The organism is Frigidibacter sp. SD6-1 (assembly GCF_030143255.1).
Classification (GTDB): Bacteria; Pseudomonadota; Alphaproteobacteria; order Rhodobacterales; family Rhodobacteraceae; genus TMP-24.
Map to the genome: position 1 here is coordinate 128321 of NZ_JARJNR010000007.1, position 20032 is coordinate 148352.

At 64.9% G+C, this 20032-nt stretch carries 21 protein-coding genes; 14 read left to right on the forward strand and 7 right to left on the reverse strand.

The genetic code is table 11. The features are described from left to right. Positions 1-92: 92 nt before the first annotated feature. Positions 93-1469 (forward strand): sensor histidine kinase RegB, encoded by a 1377-nt coding sequence (gene regB / locus P0645_RS14150; protein ID WP_284165233.1) that lies wholly within the window; start codon positions 93-95, stop codon positions 1467-1469. A 110-nt stretch (positions 1470-1579) separates the two neighbouring features. Next, positions 1580-3178 carry a PAS-domain containing protein gene (locus P0645_RS14155; RefSeq protein WP_284165234.1) on the forward strand — a complete coding sequence of 533 codons (1599 nt, stop codon included), beginning with the start codon at positions 1580-1582 and terminating at the stop codon, positions 3176-3178. A gap of 2 nt (positions 3179-3180) precedes the next feature. Here P0645_RS14155 and P0645_RS14160 read toward each other — a convergent pair whose 3' ends face one another. Then, positions 3181-3936, reverse strand: a complete 756-nt coding sequence (locus P0645_RS14160; protein ID WP_284165235.1) for a hypothetical protein — start codon at positions 3934-3936, stop codon at positions 3181-3183. 102 nt (positions 3937-4038) lie between these two features. On the opposite strand from P0645_RS14160, the gene P0645_RS14165 reads away from it, so the two are divergent. Next, on the forward strand, positions 4039-5271 hold the full coding sequence (locus P0645_RS14165) for an argininosuccinate synthase (RefSeq protein ID WP_284165236.1): 1233 nt from the start codon (positions 4039-4041) through the stop codon (positions 5269-5271). A 12-nt stretch (positions 5272-5283) separates the two neighbouring features. Here P0645_RS14165 and P0645_RS14170 read toward each other — a convergent pair whose 3' ends face one another. After that, on the reverse strand, positions 5284-5973 hold the full coding sequence (locus P0645_RS14170) for a transglycosylase domain-containing protein (RefSeq protein WP_284165237.1): 690 nt from the start codon (positions 5971-5973) through the stop codon (positions 5284-5286). Between P0645_RS14170 and P0645_RS14175 the strand changes: the two genes are divergently transcribed. Next, complete coding sequence (locus tag P0645_RS14175; RefSeq protein ID WP_284165238.1) at positions 5957-6241, forward strand: SCP2 sterol-binding domain-containing protein; 285 nt, start codon at positions 5957-5959, stop codon at positions 6239-6241. The two genes, P0645_RS14170 and P0645_RS14175, sit on opposite strands and share 17 nt — an antisense overlap. 110 nt (positions 6242-6351) lie before the next feature. Continuing rightward, the gene (gene msrA, locus P0645_RS14180) at positions 6352-6972 is read left to right on the forward strand and encodes a peptide-methionine (S)-S-oxide reductase MsrA (protein WP_284165239.1); all 621 of its coding nucleotides are present in this window, start codon (positions 6352-6354) and stop codon (positions 6970-6972) included. Between the two features lie 85 nt (positions 6973-7057). Here the strand turns inward: msrA and P0645_RS14185 are convergent, their stop codons facing one another. Then, positions 7058-7924: a PfkB family carbohydrate kinase gene (locus P0645_RS14185; RefSeq protein ID WP_284165240.1), complete on the reverse strand. Its 867-nt coding sequence runs from the start codon at positions 7922-7924 to the stop codon at positions 7058-7060. Then, positions 7921-10188, reverse strand: a complete 2268-nt coding sequence (locus tag P0645_RS14190; protein ID WP_284165241.1) for an NADP-dependent malic enzyme — start codon at positions 10186-10188, stop codon at positions 7921-7923. The genes P0645_RS14185 and P0645_RS14190 overlap by 4 nt, the downstream gene beginning before the upstream one ends. Positions 10189-10301: 113 nt before the next feature. Here P0645_RS14190 and P0645_RS14195 point away from each other — a divergent pair, with 113 nt between their 5' ends. From P0645_RS14195 to P0645_RS14210, 4 genes are all read left to right on the forward strand, one after another. After that, positions 10302-10583: a hypothetical protein gene (locus P0645_RS14195; protein WP_284165242.1), complete on the forward strand. Its 282-nt coding sequence runs from the start codon at positions 10302-10304 to the stop codon at positions 10581-10583. Further along, a complete protein-coding gene (locus P0645_RS14200) occupies positions 10561-11061 on the forward strand; it encodes a hypothetical protein (RefSeq protein ID WP_284165243.1) in 501 nt (166 codons plus the stop codon). Before P0645_RS14195 ends, P0645_RS14200 begins: the two co-directional genes overlap by 23 nt. A 145-nt stretch (positions 11062-11206) precedes the next feature. Next, on the forward strand, positions 11207-13828 hold the full coding sequence (gene mutS / locus P0645_RS14205; RefSeq protein ID WP_284165391.1) for a DNA mismatch repair protein MutS: 2622 nt from the start codon (positions 11207-11209) through the stop codon (positions 13826-13828). A 1-nt stretch (position 13829) separates the two neighbouring features. After that, the gene (locus P0645_RS14210) at positions 13830-14084 is read left to right on the forward strand and encodes a hypothetical protein (protein WP_284165244.1); all 255 of its coding nucleotides are present in this window, start codon (positions 13830-13832) and stop codon (positions 14082-14084) included. A 109-nt stretch (positions 14085-14193) separates the two neighbouring features. On the opposite strand, the gene P0645_RS14215 is transcribed toward P0645_RS14210, so the two are convergent. After that, a complete protein-coding gene (locus tag P0645_RS14215; protein WP_284165245.1) occupies positions 14194-14739 on the reverse strand; it encodes a nucleotide exchange factor GrpE in 546 nt (181 codons plus the stop codon). Positions 14740-14744: 5 nt separating this feature from the next. Beyond that, positions 14745-15812, reverse strand: a complete 1068-nt coding sequence (gene hrcA, locus P0645_RS14220; RefSeq protein ID WP_284165246.1) for a heat-inducible transcriptional repressor HrcA — start codon at positions 15810-15812, stop codon at positions 14745-14747. Positions 15813-15910: 98 nt separating this feature from the next. Here hrcA and rph point away from each other — a divergent pair, with 98 nt between their 5' ends. Genes rph through P0645_RS14245 form a run of 5 tightly spaced genes read left to right on the forward strand, consistent with a single transcriptional unit; the run spans position 15911 to position 19137 of the window. Further along, positions 15911-16621, forward strand: coding sequence for a ribonuclease PH (rph, locus tag P0645_RS14225; protein ID WP_284165247.1), 711 nt, complete (start codon positions 15911-15913; stop codon positions 16619-16621). Then, complete coding sequence (gene rdgB / locus P0645_RS14230) at positions 16618-17232, forward strand: RdgB/HAM1 family non-canonical purine NTP pyrophosphatase (RefSeq protein WP_284165248.1); 615 nt, start codon at positions 16618-16620, stop codon at positions 17230-17232. Before rph ends, rdgB begins: the two co-directional genes overlap by 4 nt. Then, complete coding sequence (locus tag P0645_RS14235) at positions 17229-17603, forward strand: RidA family protein (protein ID WP_284165249.1); 375 nt, start codon at positions 17229-17231, stop codon at positions 17601-17603. Before rdgB ends, P0645_RS14235 begins: the two co-directional genes overlap by 4 nt. Before the next feature lie 26 nt (positions 17604-17629). Next, a complete protein-coding gene (gene hemW / locus P0645_RS14240; RefSeq protein ID WP_284165250.1) occupies positions 17630-18784 on the forward strand; it encodes a radical SAM family heme chaperone HemW in 1155 nt (384 codons plus the stop codon). Further along, positions 18784-19137, forward strand: coding sequence for a YbaN family protein (locus P0645_RS14245; protein WP_284165392.1), 354 nt, complete (start codon positions 18784-18786; stop codon positions 19135-19137). The genes hemW and P0645_RS14245 overlap by 1 nt, the downstream gene beginning before the upstream one ends. Here the strand turns inward: P0645_RS14245 and P0645_RS14250 are convergent, their stop codons facing one another. Further along, complete coding sequence (locus P0645_RS14250) at positions 19138-20031, reverse strand: ParB/RepB/Spo0J family partition protein (protein ID WP_284165251.1); 894 nt, start codon at positions 20029-20031, stop codon at positions 19138-19140. Position 20032 lies beyond the last annotated feature (1 nt).

Here is a 20032-nt window from a genome sequence, read left to right on the forward strand (position 1 = left end):
GTCTGTGCCATAGATCGCCTATCTTGGCACCGGGTTCAATCGGATCGCCTGAACGTGAAGCGGGGCATGTAGCCGCAGGAAGGATGGAAGGCATGAGCGACATATCCGTCCGGTCGGCGGCGGAAGACGCCTTCGCCTCGCGCAGCGACTGGGTGCGGCTGAGGACGCTCGTGATCCTGCGCTGGACGGCGGTCGCGGGCCAGCTTGCGGCGCTGTTCGCCGCCTGGCGCTTCTACGGGATCGACATTCCCGCCGCTCCCTGCCTGGCGATCGTCGGCCTGTCGGTGGCGGTGAACCTCGCCTCCAGCCTCCTCTACGCCGAAAACCACCGCCTGACCGAGGGCGAGGCGCTGACGCTTCTGGCGTTCGACAGTTGCCAGCTTACGGCACTTCTCTATCTGACCGGGGGCCTGGGCAATCCGTTCGCGCTTCTCCTCCTTGTGCCCGCGACCATCGCGGCGACGGCGCTGAACGGGCTTTCCATCGCGATCCTCGGCGGGCTGACGGTTCTTCTCGTCTCGCTCCTCGCGGTACTTCACCTGCCGCTGCGCTATCTGAACGGGGCCGAGATCGTGGTTCCCGCGATCCTCGCCAACGGCTTCTGGCTGGCCATCGTGATCGGCGTCGCCTTCATGGCGCTCTACACGCGGCGGGTCAGCGGCGAGCTCCATGCGATGAGCGATGCGCTTCTGGCCACCCAGATGGCGCTGGCTCGCGAACAGACGCTGACCGACCTGTCCGGCGTCGTCGCCGCGGCGGCACACGAACTGGGCACGCCGCTCGCCACGATCAAGCTCGCCGCGGGCGAGCTGGCCGACGATCTGTCCGACCGGCCGGACCAGCAGGCGGACGCGGTGCTGATCGGCGCGCAGGCAGACCGCTGCCGCGACATCCTGCGGTCCATGGGCCGGGCGGGGAAGGATGATCTGCAGATGCGGGCTGCGCCCTTTCAGGCCATTGTCGAAGAGGCGGCCGAACCCCACCGCGACCGCAAGGCAAGGATCACCGTCGCGACCAGGGGTGGCGGGCGCCCGCAGCCGGTGCTGGCACGCCGCCCGGAGATCATCCACGGGCTCAGAAATCTGATCCAGAATGCCGTCGATTTCTCGAACGGCGCCGTCTGGATCGACCTCGACTGGGCGGCGGAGCGCGTATCGCTTGTCATAACCGACGACGGGCCGGGTTTTCCGCCCGCGCTCCTCGGCCGGATCGGCGACCCGTTCGTGCGCGACCGCGCCCGTTCCGACGAACGTCGGCCGCAATATGAAGGCATGGGCCTTGGCCTTTTCATCGCCAAGACGCTTCTGGAACGGACGGGCGCGCGGCTTGAGTTCACCAACGCCTCCGACCCCTTTCTCGCCGCCGAGGAACGCCCGGCGCGCTGCGGTGCGCGTGTGCGGGTAAGCTGGCCGCGCGACCGGGTCGAAATGGCCCAACATGACATATCCGGGCAGAACCAGCGGTTCTGACGCAAGGGCAAGCGGCCAACCGTTTGACATTTATGGATTCGCTTAACTTCGGATTAACCAGTTGGGCGAAGGATCGGTCCCGGGGCGATACGTTCGGGAAAGGTCTTGCCATGCTGGCAACACTGGTTCTTGCGGCGATTTACGCGATGGCGTCGGTTGTTTCGGCCCTGCTGGTGCTTCTGGCTCTGACCTTGCTGCATCGCCGGGCGGCGGCACGCCATCAGGCCCGGGCCGAGGCGCTTCTTGAAGCGGAGCCGACGATTTTCCTCTTCGAACATCGCGACCTTGTGGATGCCACCGCACCCGCCCGCGCGCTTCTGTCGCTCTTGCCCGGCCCGGGGGAGGAGTGGAACCGCCTGGCCGCCTATCTCGGTCCCCGCATTCCCGGCTTCGACCGGATCGAGGCAGAGGCTGAAAGTGCTGGCAGCGTGGCCCTGTCCGGCGGCGAGGATGGGAGCCTGTCGCTTGTGGCCGAGCATCTGGGCGAAAGGCTGCGGCTGACGCTCGTCGATCTGAAGGCCGAAGGCCAGTTCGTGATGATGGACAGCCTCAGCCAGCATGCACAGGAAGAGGAGCTCTCGGCGCTCAGGGATATGCTCGCCAGCCTGCCGGTCCCGGCCTGGCGGCGCAGCGGCGATGGCACGGTTGCCTGGTCGAACTCGACCTATCTGGCGCTGGCCGCCAGCACGGCGGGCGAGCCCGATCTGGTCTGGCCGCTGCCCGACCTGTTCCCGCAGGACCCCAGCGGCGGGCCCGGGCGCCAGTCGCGGCGTCAAAGCATCCGCGATACATCCGGCCAGGAACATTGGTACGATTGCCAGCATATTCCGTCGGGCGACGGCAGCCTCGGTTTCGCCATTCCCGCTGATGCGGTGGTCAGGGCGGAGCGGTCGCTGCGCGATTTCATCCAGACGCTGACCAAGACTTTCGCCGACCTGCCGATCGGGTTGGCGATCTTCGACCGCAACCGCCAGCTCGCGCTCTTCAACCCCGCGCTTGTCGATCTGACAACGCTCGACAGCGAGTTTCTGATCGGGCGGCCCACGCTTTTCGCCTTCCTCGACCGGCTGCGCGATGTGCGGCTTCTGCCCGAGCCGAAGAACTATGCGCTCTGGCGGCAGGAGATGGTCGATCTGGAAAAGGCAGCCTCAAGCGGCCAATATCAGGAAACCTGGACGCTGCCCTCCGGCCTGACCTACAGGATCACCGGGCGGCCGCACCCCGAGGGGGCGGTGGCCTTCCTCTTCGAGGATATCAGCGCCGAGGTTTCGCTGACGCGGCGCTTCCGGGCAGAAATCGAGCTGGCGCAATCGGTTGTCGACGCGCTTGACGATGCGGTGGCGGTCTTTGCCCAAAGCGGTGATCTGATCATGTCGAACCGCGCCTATGCCGATCTGTGGGAGGTCGATCCCCGCCCGACACTCGGGATCCTTACGATCGCGGATGCGACCGGTCATTGGCAGGACCGCTGCCTGCCCACCGGCCTCTGGGCCGACATCCGTGCGTTCGTGCGCAACCACGAGGACCGGGTGGACTGGGAAGGCGCCGTCACGCTTGCGGGCGGGCGGCAGCTCGACTGCACGGTGCAGCCTCTCCCACGCGGCGCCACCCTCGTCCGCTTTGCCCCTCACCGGGCCGAGCGGCTGCAGGTCCACCATTCCCGCCGCGGGCGCGTCGGCGCCGAGCCAGCAGGGCCGTTCGACGCCTGAGGTCAGCCGAGAGCCCGGCCCTCGATGTAATGGCCATAAAGCGTGGTCAGCACGCTTGCGCCCACCATCATCTGAACCCAGCCGGTCAGCGCGGTCCAGACCATTGTGATCACGCTACCCTGCGGCAGCAGAAGCTTTTCGGGCAGCGCAAGCAGACTGCCCGCGAACAACAGGATCGCCGCCAGAACCAGTAGGTCAGCGGCCTGCCCCATCGTGGCCCGCCAGCCGTCGCCGATACCCGGCGCCTCGCCCAGTGCGGCCGCCGGCAAGGAAACCGAGAGCCTGAGCGCCATGTAGATCGTCGGAACCAGCAGCAGGATCGTAGCCGCGAACCCCATCACGCCGACACCAAAAGGCATGAAGGCATAGGACAAGATGGATGCAGCCACCCCCATCAGAAGCGCCGCCGGGATCAGAAGAAGCGCAATGATCACCGAACGGCCGAAATAGGCCATGATCCGTTCGCCGTTGAAGTCCGGCAAGAGCGATCTTGGCCGCTCGACGCGCAGAACGAAACGGTGCCAGGCGACGGCAATCCAGAGGCTGGTCGTCCAGACGATAGCAATCACCAGAAGCAGCGGCCCCCATGGGATAGCCGCGCCCGGATCGGTCAGATCGACGCCCGCAAAGACGTTGAAGCCAAAGAACAGGGCGACAGCCATCTGAACCAGATAGAGCGGTCCCGATATTCTCAGCGCCGCGTCCAGGTTGCCGAACACCTGCCGGACCGAATGGGTGAAAATCTGCCAGCCTTTCATGGGCCCTCCTTGTTGCTGGGCGCACCCTAATCCGGGCACGGGCTTGTGGGGAAGGCCGTTTCGCACTATCCCCCGGCGCGACAGCTGACCCGGAGGAACCCGATGCCTGCGCCCGCCGCCCCGAAGAAAGTCGTTCTCGCCTATTCCGGCGGTCTCGACACCTCGATCATCCTGAAATGGCTGCAGACCGAATATGGCTGCGAGGTGGTGACCTTCACCGCCGACCTCGGCCAGGGCGAGGAGCTTGAACCGGCGCGCAAGAAGGCAGAGCTTCTGGGGATCAAGCCTGAAAACATCCATATCGTCGATGTGCGCGAGGAGTTCGTGCGCGATTTCGTCTTCCCGATGTTCCGGGCGAACGCGCTTTACGAAGGGCTCTACCTTCTCGGCACCTCGATCGCCCGCCCGCTGATCTCGCAGCACCTCGTCCGCATCGCGCATGAAACCGGCGCCGATGCGGTCGCCCATGGCGCGACCGGCAAGGGCAACGATCAGGTGCGGTTCGAACTGTCGGCGCTGGCGCTCGACCCGTCTATCAAGGTCATCGCGCCCTGGCGCCTGTGGGACCTGACATCGCGTACGAAGCTTCTGGAATTCGCCGAGGCAAACCAGATCCCGATCGCCAAGGACAAGCGGGGCGAGGCGCCGTTCAGCGTCGATGCAAACCTTCTGCACACGTCCTCGGAAGGCAAGGTTCTGGAAAACCCCGCCGAAGAGGCGCCGGAGTTCGTCTATCAGCGCGTCGTGCCGGTGGAAAAGGCGCCCGACACGCCCGAGATGGTGGAAATCACCTTCGAAAAGGGCGATGCGGTCGCGATCAACGGCGAACGTCTGTCGCCCGCGACGATCCTTACCCGCCTCAACGAACTCGGCGGCAGGCATGGGGTCGGCGTCCTCGATCTGGTGGAAAACCGCTTCGTCGGCATGAAATCGCGCGGCCTGTACGAAACCCCCGGCGGCACGATCCTTTTGGAAGCGCACCGCGGCATCGAGCAGATCACGCTCGATGCGGGCGCGGGGCATCTGAAGGATTCGATCATGCCGCGCTATGCGGAGCTGATCTACAACGGCTTCTGGTTCAGCCCCGAACGCGAGATGCTGCAGGCGCTGATCGACAAGAGCCAGGAACATGTCACCGGAACCGTGCGCGTGAAGCTTTACAAGGGCTCTGCCCGCACCGTGGCCCGCTGGTCGGACCATTCGCTCTACAGCGAAAAGCACGTGACCTTCGAGGAGGACGCGGGCGCCTACGACCAGAAGGATGCCGAAGGCTTCATCAAGCTGAACGCGCTGAGGCTGAAGCTGATCGCCACGCGGAATGCGCGGGTCAAGTGATCCAAGACCGGCTCAGTCCCAACAGCTATCAAGGGGCTGCGCCGCCAAATCCTGCAGGCGGCCCGGGCCAACGGCGCCCGCCGAGGACAATCTTTCAAGCAGGCGATTGCGCGCCTCCAACAGCCTGTCGGCATTGGCGCCCCGCGCATAACGCGACGGCGCGCGCGCGATCTCCAAAAGGGTTGCTGCCTGAGGATAATCGACCTCGGCGGGTCCGACGCCGAAGCAAGTCTCGGTCACATCCGCCACCGTCGTCGCGTTCGGCAAGTACCAAAGCCTGTTGACCGCCAGCTCGGCAACCTCGTCGCGCGACCAGAACAACCACAGCCACGCGGCGCCGCTCGTCCATCTCAGGAGGTATTCCGTCCTGTCGGCTCCATTGCCCGGTTTCGCTGCAACGGAATAGAGGGCAGGTTCAGCCTTTGCGGCTGCCTTGAGGGCGTCGGATACCGTGACGCGCCCCTCACCTGTCATATCGCTGCGGATCGACCGATAGCCGTAGAAGAGGAACATCAGCGAAACCGCCAAGACTGCAACCGCGATGGGCAGAAGCACCGCCCGGACGAGTGAACCTATCATTTCCAACCCTTCCGAACCTCGGAGAATCAACCAGGCGAGTGACGCAACGCCAGTCTTGCCGATGCGATGAATGCCGCATAGCCCGGTCGGCACAAGGGAGGACCTTATGCCGCTGGATGCCATCGCCGCCGATATCGCAAGGACGCTGGAGACGCGGCCCTTCACCGGTTCGCTCAAGTTCGATTGCGGCGCGGCGGGGGTGATCGTGCTGGCCGACGGCACGGCGACCACCGCCGACCGCGCGACCGATTGCACGCTGAAGATCAGCGAGGACAATCTGGTGAAGCTTCTGACCGGCAAGCTCAATCCGATGGTCGGAGTGATGACCGGAAAGCTGAAGGTCTCGGGCGATCTGACTGTCGCGATGGGGCTGGCGAAGCTTCTGGGCTGACCTCCCGCCGCGCGTCCCCTTGGCAGCGGGCAGCTGTTCGTGCCGCTCACGGGAAACTGACTTGCCCGTGAGCGGTGCCACGGGGCATCGCTTGGCAAACGGAGGGTTTCATGCGCGCGTTCCTTGTCTTCATTTCTGTCTTCCTCGCCCCGCTGACGGCCCGGGCCGAAACCGCGATCGTCGCGGGTGGCTGTTTCTGGTGCGTCGAGTCGAATTTCGAAAGCGTGCCGGGGGTGAGCGCGGTCGTCTCCGGCTATACCGGCGGGCATCTGCAGAACCCGACCTATGACGATGTGACCTCGGAAACGTCAGGCCATCTCGAATCGGTGAAGATCACCTTCGATCCGGGCAAGGTGAGCTATGCCGAGATCGTGCGGCTGTTCCTGCATTCGACCGATGTTCTGGATGCGGGCGGGCAGTTCTGCGACCGGGGCGAAAGCTATACGTCCGCAATCTTCGTGCGAAACGCCGCCCAGCGCGCGGCGGCGGAAGCGGAGGTCGCGAAGGCCGAAAAGGAACTGGGCCGGAAGATCGTGACGCCCGTTCGCGACGCGGTGAAGTTCTGGCCCGCCGAGGAGTATCACCAGGATTATTACAAGGGCAGTTCCATCGTGCTGACGCGGCGGGGGCCGAAATCGAAGGCCTCGGCCTATGCCTTTTACCGCAATGCCTGCGGACGCGATCAGCGGGTGGAGGCGCTTTGGGGGGCGAAGGCGGAATTCGCCCACTGATTTTCGCCACGCTTCGCGTGTCGACCCGTGCGAGGGGGCGCTGCCCCCTCGCGCTCCCCCGGGATATTTGCGAACGGAAGACAGATCAGGTCCGGAATGCTTCGACCTCGTCCGCCGAGGGGATTGCATCCGCAGTTCCCCGGCGCGTGACTTTCAGGGCAGCGGCGCGGGCGCCCCAGGCGAGGGCGGCCGCGGGTGCGAGGCCCTTGTCGCGCCCGGCGGCGAAGTAGCCGGTGAACGTGTCGCCTGCGCTGGTCGTGTCGACGGGCGTGACCTTAAGCGCGGGGGTGAAGGCGGTTTCACCCGATTTCGCGCGCCAGTCCGCGCCTTCCGCGCCGCGGGTCACGAGAATTTCGGGCACGTCGAGCGCGGCCAGATCGCTGCCAAGCGCAGTGGCAAGCTGCGCGGCCTCGACGGCGTTGAGCGCGAGGATCGTGACATGGGGCAGGATGGCGCGGACGGCGCCCGGATCGAACGGTGCGGCGGAATAGAGGACCGACATGCCCCGGGCGCGGGCGATCTTCGCCGCAAGGACCTGATGGGCGGTTTCGTTCTGCAGGATCAGCAGGTCGTCAGCCTGCGCTTCGGCGAGTGCCGTTTCGACCAATGCGGCGGGCATGGCCCAGTTCGCGCCCGGGAAGAGAACGATGTTGTTCTCGCCCGAGGCGTCCACATTGATGATCGCATGACCGGTGGCGGTGTCGAGTTTCGCGATATGCGTCGTATCGACGCCCCAGCCCGCCAGCCGCTCGACCGTCCAGCCGCCCTCGGGGCCGACGGCGCCGATATGGGCAACGCGGGCGCCCGCCTTCGCGGCGGCGGCCGACTGATTGGCGCCCTTGCCGCCGAGGCCCATGCGGTAGGCGGTCGCCGCCAGCGTCTCGCCCGGGCCGGGCAGGTGCGGGACGGAATAGAAATGGTCGATATTGATCGAACCGAGATTGTAGATCATGCCGTCTGGCCGAGCTTGCAGGCGGCGATGACTGCCATGTTCAGGATATCGTTCACCGTCGAGCCGGTGGAGCAGACCTGGATCGGTCGGTCGACGCCGGTCAGGATCGGGCCGATGACAGTGGCGCCCGCCATTTCCTGGATGAGCTTGACCGAGATCGAGGCGGAATGGCGGGCGGGGACCACCAGAACGTTTGCCGGGCCGGTGAGGCGGCAGAAGGGGTAATGCGCCATCTGGTCCATGTTCAGCGCCACATCGACGGTCATTTCGCCCTCATATTCGAAATCAACCCCGCGCTCGTCCAGGACGCGCGGCGCCTGATGCATCTTGGTGGCGCGTTCCGAGACAGGATAGCCGAAGGTCGAGAAGGACAGGAAGGCGACGCGCGGGTCGATCCCGAGGCCGCGCGCCACATGGGCGCCGCGCATCGCGATGTCGGCGAGATCGTTCTCGTCGGGCCATTCATGCACCAGAGTATCGCCGATGAAGACGATCCGCCCGCGATGGACGACAGCGGTGATGCCGACCGCGCCGTCGGCGGCCTTCACGTCGAAGACATGGTTCACGAGCTGCAGCACATGCGCCGATTTCCGGGTGGCGCCGGTTACCATCCCGTCCGCGTGACCGTGCGCGAGCATCAGTGCCGAAAACACATGCCTGTCGCGCGCGGCAAGCCGGTGAATGTCCGTCCGGTCGAAGCCCTGACGCTGCAGGCGCTGGTAGAGGAAATCCTTGTAAGCGCTCAGATGGCGGGTGTTCGCCGCATTCACCACCTCGATCTCGCGCACCGCATCGGCAAGGCCCTCGGCGACGAGCTTTTCCGTCACGTCTGCCTCGCGGCCGACGACCAAAGCCTTGCCGAGGCCGGCGCGCTGGTAGGCGACGGCCGCTTTCAGCACGCGCGGATCGTCGCCTTCGGCAAAGATCATCCGTGCCTGGGCGGCGCGCGCCCGGGCGTGGATGCCCTGCAGGATGGTCGCCGTCGGGTCCATCCGCGCCTTGAGGCTCAGCTCATAAGCGCCCATATCGACGATCGGGCGCCGGGCGGCACCGGTCTTCATCCCCGCCTTGGCGACGGCGGGCGGAATGACATGGATCAGGCGCGGGTCGAAGGGCGTTGGAATGATGTAATCGCGCCCGAAGGTCAGCTTGCGGCCATAGGCCATGGCAACCTCGTCCGGCACATCCTCGCGCGCCAGTTTCGCCAGTGCCTCGGCACAGGCGATCTTCATCTCGTCATTGATCGCACGCGCATGGATGTCGAGCGCGCCACGGAACAGATAGGGAAAGCCGAGGACGTTGTTCACCTGGTTGGGGTAGTCGCTGCGGCCCGTGGCGACGATCGCGTCGGGGCGCACGGCATGCGCCTCTTCCGGCGTGATCTCGGGGTCGGGGTTGGCCATGGCGAAGATCACCGGGTTTTCCGCCATGGAAAGCACCATGTCCTGCGTCACCGCGCCCTTCGCCGAGACGCCGAGGAACACGTCCGCGCCCTTCATTGCCTCTTCGAGCGTCCTGAGGTCGGTCTTGACCGCATGGGCCGACTTCCACTGGTTCATCCCCTCCGTGCGGCCCTGCCAGATGACGCCCTTGGTGTCGCACATGATGCAGTTTTCATTGCGCGCGCCCATGGTCTTGAGGAGTTCCAGACAGGCGATCCCGGCGGCACCCGCACCGTTCAGCACGATCTTCACATCCTGAATGCGCTTGCCGGACAGTTCCAGCGCATTGATCAGACCCGCCGCGCAGATCACCGCCGTACCGTGCTGGTCATCATGGAAGACCGGGATATCGCAGATTTCCTTCAGCCGACTTTCGATGATGAAACATTCGGGCGCCTTGATGTCTTCCAGGTTGATGCCGCCGAAGGTCGGCGCCATCAGGCGGACCGCCTGGATGATTGCGTCCGGGTCCTCGGTATCCAACTCGATGTCGATGGCGTTCACATCGGCGAAGCGCTTGAAGAGAACCGCCTTGCCCTCCATCACCGGCTTCGACGCCAGCGCACCGAGGTTGCCAAGGCCGAGGATCGCCGTGCCGTTCGACACGACGGCAACCATGTTGCCCTTCACCGTATAATCGTATGCCGTTCCCGGATCGGCGGCGATCGCCTCGACCGGGACGGCCACACCGGGCGAATAGGCCAGCGACAGATCGCGCTGCGTCGCCATCGGCTTTGTCGCGTTGATCTCATATTTTCCCGGCACCGGGTTCAGGTGATAGGCCAGCGCCTCTTCCGGCGTGACGCGGTTCTTCGGGGCCATGTCGCTTTCCTCTCGCTTTCGGTCGTCATAGCGACATGGCCTGCGGCCCACAACGGCGATCATTCTTTGAAATAAGGGATTCCAATATGCTCCAGCCTGTGATTCAGTGAGTCATGGACAGTGTTCGTTCGATAGACGCACAGGCAATTGAACGCGCGGTGCACGACGCTCTTGGAGCAATTCGCGTCCGCTCGGTCTCAAGCGAGCTGCGGACCAACGATGATGGCGCGGCTATTGTCAGGGTGAGGGTTGTCTATGACGCATCACAGGGGATGAGCGTCGAGGACATGGATCGAACTGCCGATGCCATTTGGTCGCAGAACGACGGCGCGGCTCCTTTCCCCGTCATAGATTTCCAGGCGGATACCGACCGTGAGTTCCTCGCGGCTGAGTGAACAGCTTCTTCTTGTCGCCAAGGCGAGGATCGGCGACAAAGCCGTCCGTAACGAAGCAAGTCTGAGACGCGCGACCAGCGATCTTTATTATGTGGCTTTTCATACGATCTGCGAAGCATTGGTAGAGCCTATGTTTCGTGCCGGCCCGGCGAACAAGGCGTTTGTCGAGACTTACACTAAGCTTTATCGACAGTTGAATCACGGCTACGCAGAGCGGCGCTGCAAGGCGGTTGCGCAAGGCGGTGAGTTCTCCGCCGAAATAGCGCGCTTTGCAAAGCTGTTCATCGAACTAAAAAACAAGCGGGAGAGCGCCGATTACGATCCTCTCGACAAGTTCGCCGTCTCGATCGTCAGGAATGATCTCGAAAAAGTTGAGTCGAGGCTGCAAGCGTTTTGGAAAGCCGATTCAGCCGAGAGAGCTGCCTTTGCCTGCTTTGTCGGCTTGCGGTGGACTAAAGACCATCAGGAAATCGGCTAGTTTGGTCACACAATTCGTGGCCGCGGAGGAGCAGGTGACTAAAGCTGCCGCGGCACTTGCGGCTTTTCCTGAAGGACCGGCTTCGCTAGGGTCGCGCCGGAATTCGGAGGCTGGTGTGAGCAAGAACGACCCGCAGGTCACGCCGATGATGGCACAATATCTGGAGATCAAGGGGCGCTATGCGGACGCGCTCCTCTTCTACCGGATGGGCGATTTCTACGAGATGTTCTTTGCCGATGCCGAGGCGGCGGCTTCGGCGCTGGACATCGCTCTCACCAAGCGAGGCCAGCATCTGGGCGAGGACATCCCGATGTGCGGCGTGCCGGTCCATGCGGCCGAGGGCTATCTGCTGACGCTGATCCGCAAGGGCTTTCGCGTCGCCATCGCCGAACAGATGGAAGACCCGGCCGAAGCGAAGAAGCGCGGGTCGAAATCGGTCGTGGCGCGTGACGTGGTGCGGCTGGTCACGCCGGGGACGCTGACCGAGGATTCGCTGCTGGAGGCGCGGCGCCACAACTTCCTCGCCGCCTGGGCCGAGGTGCGGGACGAGGCGGCGCTGGCCTGGGCCGACATTTCGACCGGCGAGTTCCGGGTGGTGCCCTGCCCCTTGTCGCGGATTGCGCCGGAACTGGCGCGGCTGGCCCCGCGCGAGCTTGTGGTAAGCGAGGCGAAGGAAGCGGATTGCACCGGAATAGTCTCTGATCTGGGCGTCGCGCTGACACCTATGTCGCGCGCGTCGTTCGACAGCCAAGGGGCGGAAAAACGTCTCTGCAACCTGTTCGCGGTCGGCTCTCTCGATGCGTTTGGCGCCTTTGGCCGGGCCGAGATGTCGGCGATGGGCGGCATTGTCGAGTACCTCGATCTGACGCAGCGCGGCAAGCTGCCGCTCCTGCGCCCGCCGGTGCGGGAACTTGCGGGCGGCAAGGTGCAAATCGACGCGGCGACCCGGCGCAATCTGGAGATCACGCAAAGCCTGTCGGGCGGGCGCGACGGGTCGCTGATCGCGGCCATCGACCGGACGGTGACGGCGGCGGGCGCGCGGCTTCTGGACCGCAGGTTGTCCGCGCCCTCGCGCGACCTTGCCGAAATTCACGCACGTCTGGCATCGGTGCGCTATCTCGCAGACACGTCCCGCCTGACCGAGGACCTGCGCGCCGCGCTGAAAACGGTGCCGGACATGGACCGGGCGCTGTCGCGCCTCGCGCTCGACCGCGGCGGGCCGCGCGATCTGGCGGCGATCCGGGCCGGATTGAAAGGTGCGGCGAAAATCGCGGAGCGGCTGCCGGAGGATGCGCCGGAGCGGCTGAAGGACGCGGCCGAGCGATTGATCGGCTTCGACGATCTTGTCGCGCTTCTCGACCGGGCGCTGGTGGAGGAACCGCCGCTGCTCGCCCGCGACGGCGGCTTCATCGCGCGCGGCTATGAAAGTGCCCTGGACGAGGCGCGGGCGCTGCGCGACGACGGACGGTCAGTGATCGCGGGCATGCAGGCGGACTATGCAGACCTCGCCCAGGTGCCGAGCCTGAAGATCAAGCACAATAATGTGCTGGGCTATTTCATCGAGACGACCGACACGCATGCGGCGCGGATGCTGGCGCCGCCCTTGAGCGAAACCTTCATCCACCGGCAGACCACTGCCAATCAGATCCGTTTCACCACTGTGCCCCTGTCGGAGATGGAGACGAAGATCCTCAATGCCGGAAACCGGGCGTTGGAGATTGAAAAAAGGCTCTATGACGGCCTGAAAGCCACGATTCTGGATGCGGCCGCCCTGATCGGCGGCGCGGCGCGGGCCTTGGCCGAGATTGATCTGGCGGCGGCCTTCGCCGATCTGGCCCGGGGCGATGACTGGAGCGAACCGCAAGTGGACGACAGCCGTGCCTTCGAGATCGAGGGTGGGCGGCATCCGGTGGTGGAACGGGCGCTCAGGCGTGCGGGCGAGCCCTTTGTTGCCAACGATTGCGCGCTGACCGGTGGCGCCACACCGGCGATCTGGCTTCTGACCGGCCCGAACATGGCGGGGAAATCGACCTTCCTGCGCCAGAACGCGCTGATCGCTCTTCTGGCGCAGGCCGGGTCGTTCGTGCCTGCGACCCGCGCCCATATCGGCCTTGTCAGCCAGATATTCAGCCGTGTCGGCGCCGCCGACGATCTGGCGCGCGGCCGCTCGACCTTCATGGTCGAAATGGTGGAAACCGCGGCGATCCTCAATCAGGCCGACGACCGGGCCCTGGTGATCCTGGACGAGATCGGGCGCGGGACCGCGACCTATGACGGCCTCTCCATCGCCTGGGCGACGCTGGAGCACCTTCACGACATGAACCGCTGCCGGGCGCTCTTCGCCACCCATTATCACGAGATGACGGCGCTCGCCGCGAAGCTTGCGGGCGTCGAGAATGCGACGGTCACGGTGAAGGAATGGCAGGGCGAGGTGATCTTCCTGCACGAGGTCCGCAAGGGTGCCGCCGACCGCAGCTACGGCGTGCAGGTTGCGCGCCTTGCCGGGCTGCCCGCGGCGGTGGTCGAGCGGGCGAAGATCGTGCTGGAGGCGCTGGAGAAAGGCGAGCGCGAAGGCGGCACACGCAAACATGCGCTGATCGACGACCTGCCCCTTTTCAGCACCACGCCCGCCCCGGCGCCGGTCCGGGCACCCAAGGGCCCCTCACCGCTCGAAGACCAGATCCGCGCGCTGCATCCCGACGAGATGACGCCCCTGCAGGCGCTGGCGGCGCTTTATGATCTGAAGCGGGCGCTGAAATCCGACTGACATGGCCCGGGACATTGTCATAACCTGCCTCCACCTGGGAAACGGCGCTGAGCGCCACAAGTTCGGCAATTTCGCCGAAGATGTCGCACGCGCTTTTCTGGAAAATCCGGCCGTGACGGTCGACCTCGCCGCTGTCGACGGGGGTTCCAACGAGCTCCTGATCAAGACCACGTCACCACGGCGCGCTTCGGTTCAGTCAGAGCTGAGGCGGCTGCTGCGCCGTCACATGATTGCGGAGTCGGTTTCTGTCGCCTGATGCGCCGAGAGGCGCGGCAAGGGAAATGTATCCTGCCTACCTGCTTTCAGTGTCGTCAAGATACTCCACGGGGGCGCGGGGGTGTGAAACCCCCGCTCCGTAGCCGGGATCAGGATTTCGGCGTGGAACTCACGCCAACCTGCGCGGGACGCAGAAGCCGGTCGTGCAGCATGAAACCTTCGGTCATCACCTGGATGATGTCGCCGGCCTTGGTACCGGGCAGCGGCGCCTCGAACATTGCCTGATGCAGTTGCGGGTCGAAGGCGTCGCCCACGGCGGGCGAGATCGGCGTGACGCCATGCCGCGTCATCACATTCGTCAGCTCGCGCAGCGTCAGTTCCACCCCTTCGATCAAGGCCTGGGCGGCTGCCCGCTGTTCATCGCCCGCGGCATCGAGCGCGCGCCTGAGATTGTCGTAGACCGGCAGGAGGTCGCGGGCGAGCTTCGAGCCGCCATATTGTTCCGCCTCGCGCCGGTCACGCTCGCTACGCTTGCGCATGTTCTCGGCGTCCGCCAGGGCCCGCATGAAGCGGTCCTTCATCTCGTCGCGCTCGGCCTTCAGCGCCTCGACCTCTGCCAGAAGCGGGTCGTCCAGAAACTCGTCGCCCATCAGGGCCTGGTCTTCGGCCAGTTCGTCTTTCTTCATGTCGTTCATCAGTTCTACCCTTGACGCTCGCCGGACAGGAGCTTGCCCACAAGCTGCGCCGTGTAATCGACGATCGGCACGATGCGCCCGTAGTTCAGCCGCGTCGGTCCGATCACGCCCACGGCGCCGATGATCTTACGATCCGCGTTCATATAGGGAGAAACCACCAGAGAGGAACCCGAAAGTGAGAAAAGTTTGTTCTCTGCCCCGATAAAAATGCGCACCCCTTCGCCGGTTTCCGCCAGTTCGAGGAACTGGGCGATATCGCGCTTGCGTTCGAGATCGTCAAAAAGGCTGCGGACGCGTGCAAGGTCCATCTCGGTCGCCGCATCCAGAAGGTTCGACTGGCCGCGCACGATCAGTCTTTCCTGCGAATCGCCCGGCGCATCCCAGAGCGCGAAGCCGCTTTCGACAAGGTCGCGGGCCAGCTGGTCCAGCTCCTGCCTCCGCGCGGCAATCTCGCGCGCGATGTGACCGCGCAGTTCCGACAGGGTCCGGCCCTCTGCAAGCGCGTTGAGGAAATTCGCAGCCTCGCGCAGCGAGGCGGGCGTCTGGCCCGGAGGCGGGGAGAAAAGCCGGTTCTCTACCTGTCCGTCGGCGAAGACGAGCACCACAAGTGCCCGGTCGGGCGCCAGCGACACGAATTCGATATGGCGGATCGGCGCCTCGCGCTTCGGCGTCAGCACCAGGCTCGCGCCGTGGGTGATGCCCGAAAGCGCCGCGCCGACCCGGTCGAGCATCGTGCCCACATCCTGTTCGGGCGCACCGAGCGTGGCGTCGATCGCCTGCCGGTCGGCAAGCGTGACGGCCGAAACCTCCATGATCCCGTCGACGAACATCCTGAGGCCAAGCTGCGTGGGGATGCGGCCCGCCGAGATGTGCGGGCTGTCGAGAAGGCCGAGGAATTCCAGATCCTGCATCACGTTGCGGATCGTGGCGGCCGACAGTTTCTCGCTCATCGTGCGGGTGAGCGAACGCGAGCCGACCGGATCGCCGCTTTCCAGATAGCCTTCGACCACGCGCCGGAAGACCTCGCGCGAGCGGTCGTTCATCTGGGACAGGATTTTGTGGCCGTCGCTCATACCCTTGAATAAAGAGCGGGCGAGTGCTGCGTCAATCGGGGTTGCATCGGGGCAGTCGCCCCCTCTAATTGGCGCAACCACTCTAGGAAGGACCGCCGATGCGCCCCTCTGGCCGGAAACTCGACGAAATGCGCCCGATCTCGATCGAGGTTGGCGTTACGAAACATGCCGAAGGCTCATGCCTGATCCGCTGCGGCGAAACCCAGGTGATCTGTACCGCGACGATCGAGGACAAGGCGCCATCGTTCCTGAAGGGTACCGGGCTTGGTTGGGTGACGGCGGAATATGGCATGCTGCCGCGCGCGACCAATACCCGCAACAAGCGAGAGGCGGCAACCGGGCGGCAATCTGGCAGGACACAGGAAATTCAACGGCTTATCGGGCGCGCGCTGCGGGCGGGCGTGGATCGCGTGGCCCTGGGCGAACGACAGATCGTCGTCGATTGCGATGTGATCCAGGCCGATGGCGGCACGCGCTGCGCCTCGATCACCGGCGGCTGGGTGGCGCTGAGGCTCGCGGTCAACAAGCTGATCAAGGCAGGACTCGTGACCAGCGATCCGATCGTCGATCATGTGGCGGCGGTCAGTTGCGGCATCTATGCGGGCCAGCCGGTTGTCGATCTCGACTATGCCGAGGACAGCGAAGCGGGGACGGACGGCAATTTCATCCTGACCGGGCGCGGGCGGCTGATCGAGGTTCAGATGTCGGCCGAGGGCGCGACCTTCTCGCGCGATGAGATGGGGCGCTTGCTCGACCTCGCCGAGGGCGGCATCGCCGCGCTGGTCGCCGCGCAGAAGGCGGCAGTATGAGGCGCTTTGCTGGCGACCGGCTTCTGGTCGCGACACATAATGCTGGCAAGCTGGAAGAGATCGCCGCGCTGCTTCGGCCGTTCGGCATCACTTGCGTGAGCGCGGGCGAGATGGGGCTGGCGGAGCCTGAAGAGACCGAGACGACCTTCGTCGGCAATGCGCGGATCAAGGCACATGCGGCGGCCAGGGCGACGGGCCTGCCGGCGCTGGCCGACGACAGCGGTATCGAGGTTGACGCTTTGAATGGCGCGCCGGGCGTCTATACCGCCGACTGGGCGATGACGCCCACCGGGCGGGATTTCGTGCAGGCGATGCGCCGGACCTGGGCCGAATTAGAGACTGTTTCGGCCCCCTACCCGCGTCACGCGCGCTTTCGCGCGACGATGGTTCTGGCCTGGCCCGACGGGCATGACGAAGTGTTCGAGGGCAAGGTCGAGGGGCAGGTCGTCTGGCCGATGCGCGGCATTCAGGGGCATGGTTACGATCCGATGTTCCAGCCCGACGGCCATGAGATTACCTTTGCAGAGATGGATCCGGCCGAGAAGAACCGGATATCCCACCGCGCGGATGCGTTCCGCAAACTCTCAGCCGCTTTCGGAGGCAGGACATGAAGCTGATTTCCACCGGATCCCCTTTCGAGAAGAAGATGGGTTACAGCCGCGCGGTGGTGAAGGGCCCCTGGTGCTTTGTCTCAGGCGTCACCGGCTATGACTACGGCACGATGACCATTCCGACCGACGTCGCCGAACAGGCGCGCAACTGTTTCGAAACGATCACATGGGCGCTGAACGAGGGGGGCTTTGCGCTCACCGATATCGTGCGGGTGCAATATACGATCACCGACACTGCCTTCGTCGATGCGATCACCCCGGTCCTGGGCGAGTTCCTCGGCGAGATACGGCCGGCGGCGACCATGGTCGTGGCCGGGCTGATCCGTCCCGAGATGAAGATCGAGATCGAGGTCACGGCGCTTAAGGAATAGAGACTGTTCCTGCAGAAAGTGGGCATATGGACGATTGGCGTCACGGCGGCTTCGGCCTTTATCTGCACTGGCCGTTCTGCACGTCCAAATGCCCCTATTGCGATTTCAACAGCCATGTCGCGGCGCGTATCGATCAGGCCCGCTGGCAGCGCGCCTATCTGGCCGAGATCGACCGGATTGCGGAGGAGACCCGCGACCGCGTCCTGAACACGGTCTTCTTCGGGGGTGGCACGCCATCCTTGATGGACCCCGACCTGGTTGCAGCGATCCTTGAGCGGATCGGCGCGCGCTGGCGGCGTGCGAACGATTTCGAGGTGACGCTTGAGGCCAATCCCGGCTCGGTCGAGGCCGGGCGCTTCCGGGCCTATGGCGCGGCGGGGGTGAACCGGCTGTCGATGGGTGTTCAGGCGCTGAACGACCGCGACCTCAGGCGGCTGGGGCGGATGCATTCGGTGGCCGAGGCGCGCCGGGCCTTCGATATCGCGCGCGACGCCTTCCGACGTGTGAGTTTCGACCTGATCTACGCCCGGCAAGATCAGAGCGTCGAGGATTGGCGGCGGGAGCTGACCGAGGCCCTGTCGATGGCGGTCGATCATTTCTCGCTTTACCAGCTGACGGTCGAGGAGGGCACCGTCTTCGGCGCGCGCGCGGCGGCCGGGCATCTGAAAGGCCTGCCAGATGAGGAACGCGCGTCGGATATGTATTTGATAACGCAAGAGATTTGCGAGGCTGCGGGCCTGCCCGCCTATGAGGTTTCAAACCATGCAAGGCCGGGGGCGGAAAGCCGCCATAACCTGATCTACTGGCGCTACGGCGATTACGCAGGGATCGGCCCGGGTGCCCATGGCCGCGTGACCGGCCCGACGGGGCGCCATGCAACCGAGGCGCCGCGCGGTCCGCAAGACTGGCTGACGCGGGTGGAAACCGGGGGAAACGGTGAAGCAGCGCGCGAGCGGCTTTCCGGCGCCGATCAGGCAACGGAGTTCCTGCTGATGGGGATGCGGCTGTCGGAGGGCGTCGCGCTTGATCGCTGGCGCGCGCTGCGGGGGTCCGAGCTTCCTTCGGCACGGATCGATGCACTGGTTGACCTGGGCGTCCTTTGGCAAAGCTGCGGCCGGATCGGCGCGACACGCGCGGGACGACCGGTGTTGAACGCGCTTCTCAGGGAGCTTCTGGCGTGATTCGGGCGATCTGGATGGTTGTGGGTTTTCTGGCACTGGCGCTCGGCGTCGTCGGGATCTTCCTGCCGCTTCTACCGACGGTTCCCTTCCTGCTGGCCGCCGGTTTTGCCTTCGGCAAATCCTCGGCGCGGCTGCATCGCTGGCTTCTGGCGCATCCGCGGCTCGGGCCGCCGATTCACGATTGGAACGAGCGCGGCGCGATTTCGCGCAGGGCCAAACTATTGGCGAGCCTGTCTATTCTGGCTGCCTTTTCAATATCTTGGTTCATGGGCTTTGGCGCGCGTGTGCTGGTCATCCAGGCGATCACGCTCGTCTGCGTGAGCCTTTTCATCTGGACGCGGCCGGACCGCTGATCAGCGGAGCTGCGACAGAAGCTGGCAAAGCTCGTCAAGCTGGTCGAGCGTCTTGTAAGTGATGGTCAGATGGCCGCCGTCGTGGCCCTTGTGGTCGATCACCACCTTCATGCCGAGATTGGCGGACAGATCCTGCTCCAACACCCTGGTATCGGCATCCTTTTCCGGCGCGCGGCGGGTCTGCGTCGTGCTGGTGCCCTGCCCGACCTTCGTCTTGGGCGCCTGCGCCAGCCGCTCGATCTCGCGTACCGACAAGCCCTCGTCGATCACCCGGCGGGCAAGTGCCACCGGGTTTTCCGTGGTGATCAGCGCGCGCGCATGACCGGCGGTCAGCTTGCCCTCGCGCAGCCAGACCTGAACCTGATCGGGAAGCGACAGAAGGCGCAGAAGGTTGGCGATATGACTGCGGCTCTTCGAGAGCGCCCCGGCGAGGCGTTCCTGCGTATGGCCGAACCGGTCCATCAGCTGGCGGTAGCCCATCGCCTCTTCCACCGGATTGAGGTCGGCGCGCTGGATATTCTCGATGATCGCAAGCTCAAGAAGTTCGCCATCGCTGACCTCGCGGACAAGGACCGGCACTTCATGCAGCTGCGCGAGCTGCGCCGCGCGCCAGCGCCTTTCGCCTGCGACGATTTCATAACCACCTGATTTTCTTGGGTTTTCTCTGACGATCAGTGGCTGGATGATGCCCTTCTCGCGGATCGATGCGGCCAGTTCCTCCAGCGCGTCGCGCGGGAAATCCCGGCGCGGCTGGTCGGGGTTCGGTTCGACAAGCTCGACCGGAACCATCAGGTCCGGGCGGCGGGGCCTGGCCTCTTCGGCCGGCGCGACATCGGCCATCAGGGCGGACAGACCCCGGCCAAGACCGCGACGTTCGGATTTCTTGTCAGCCAAG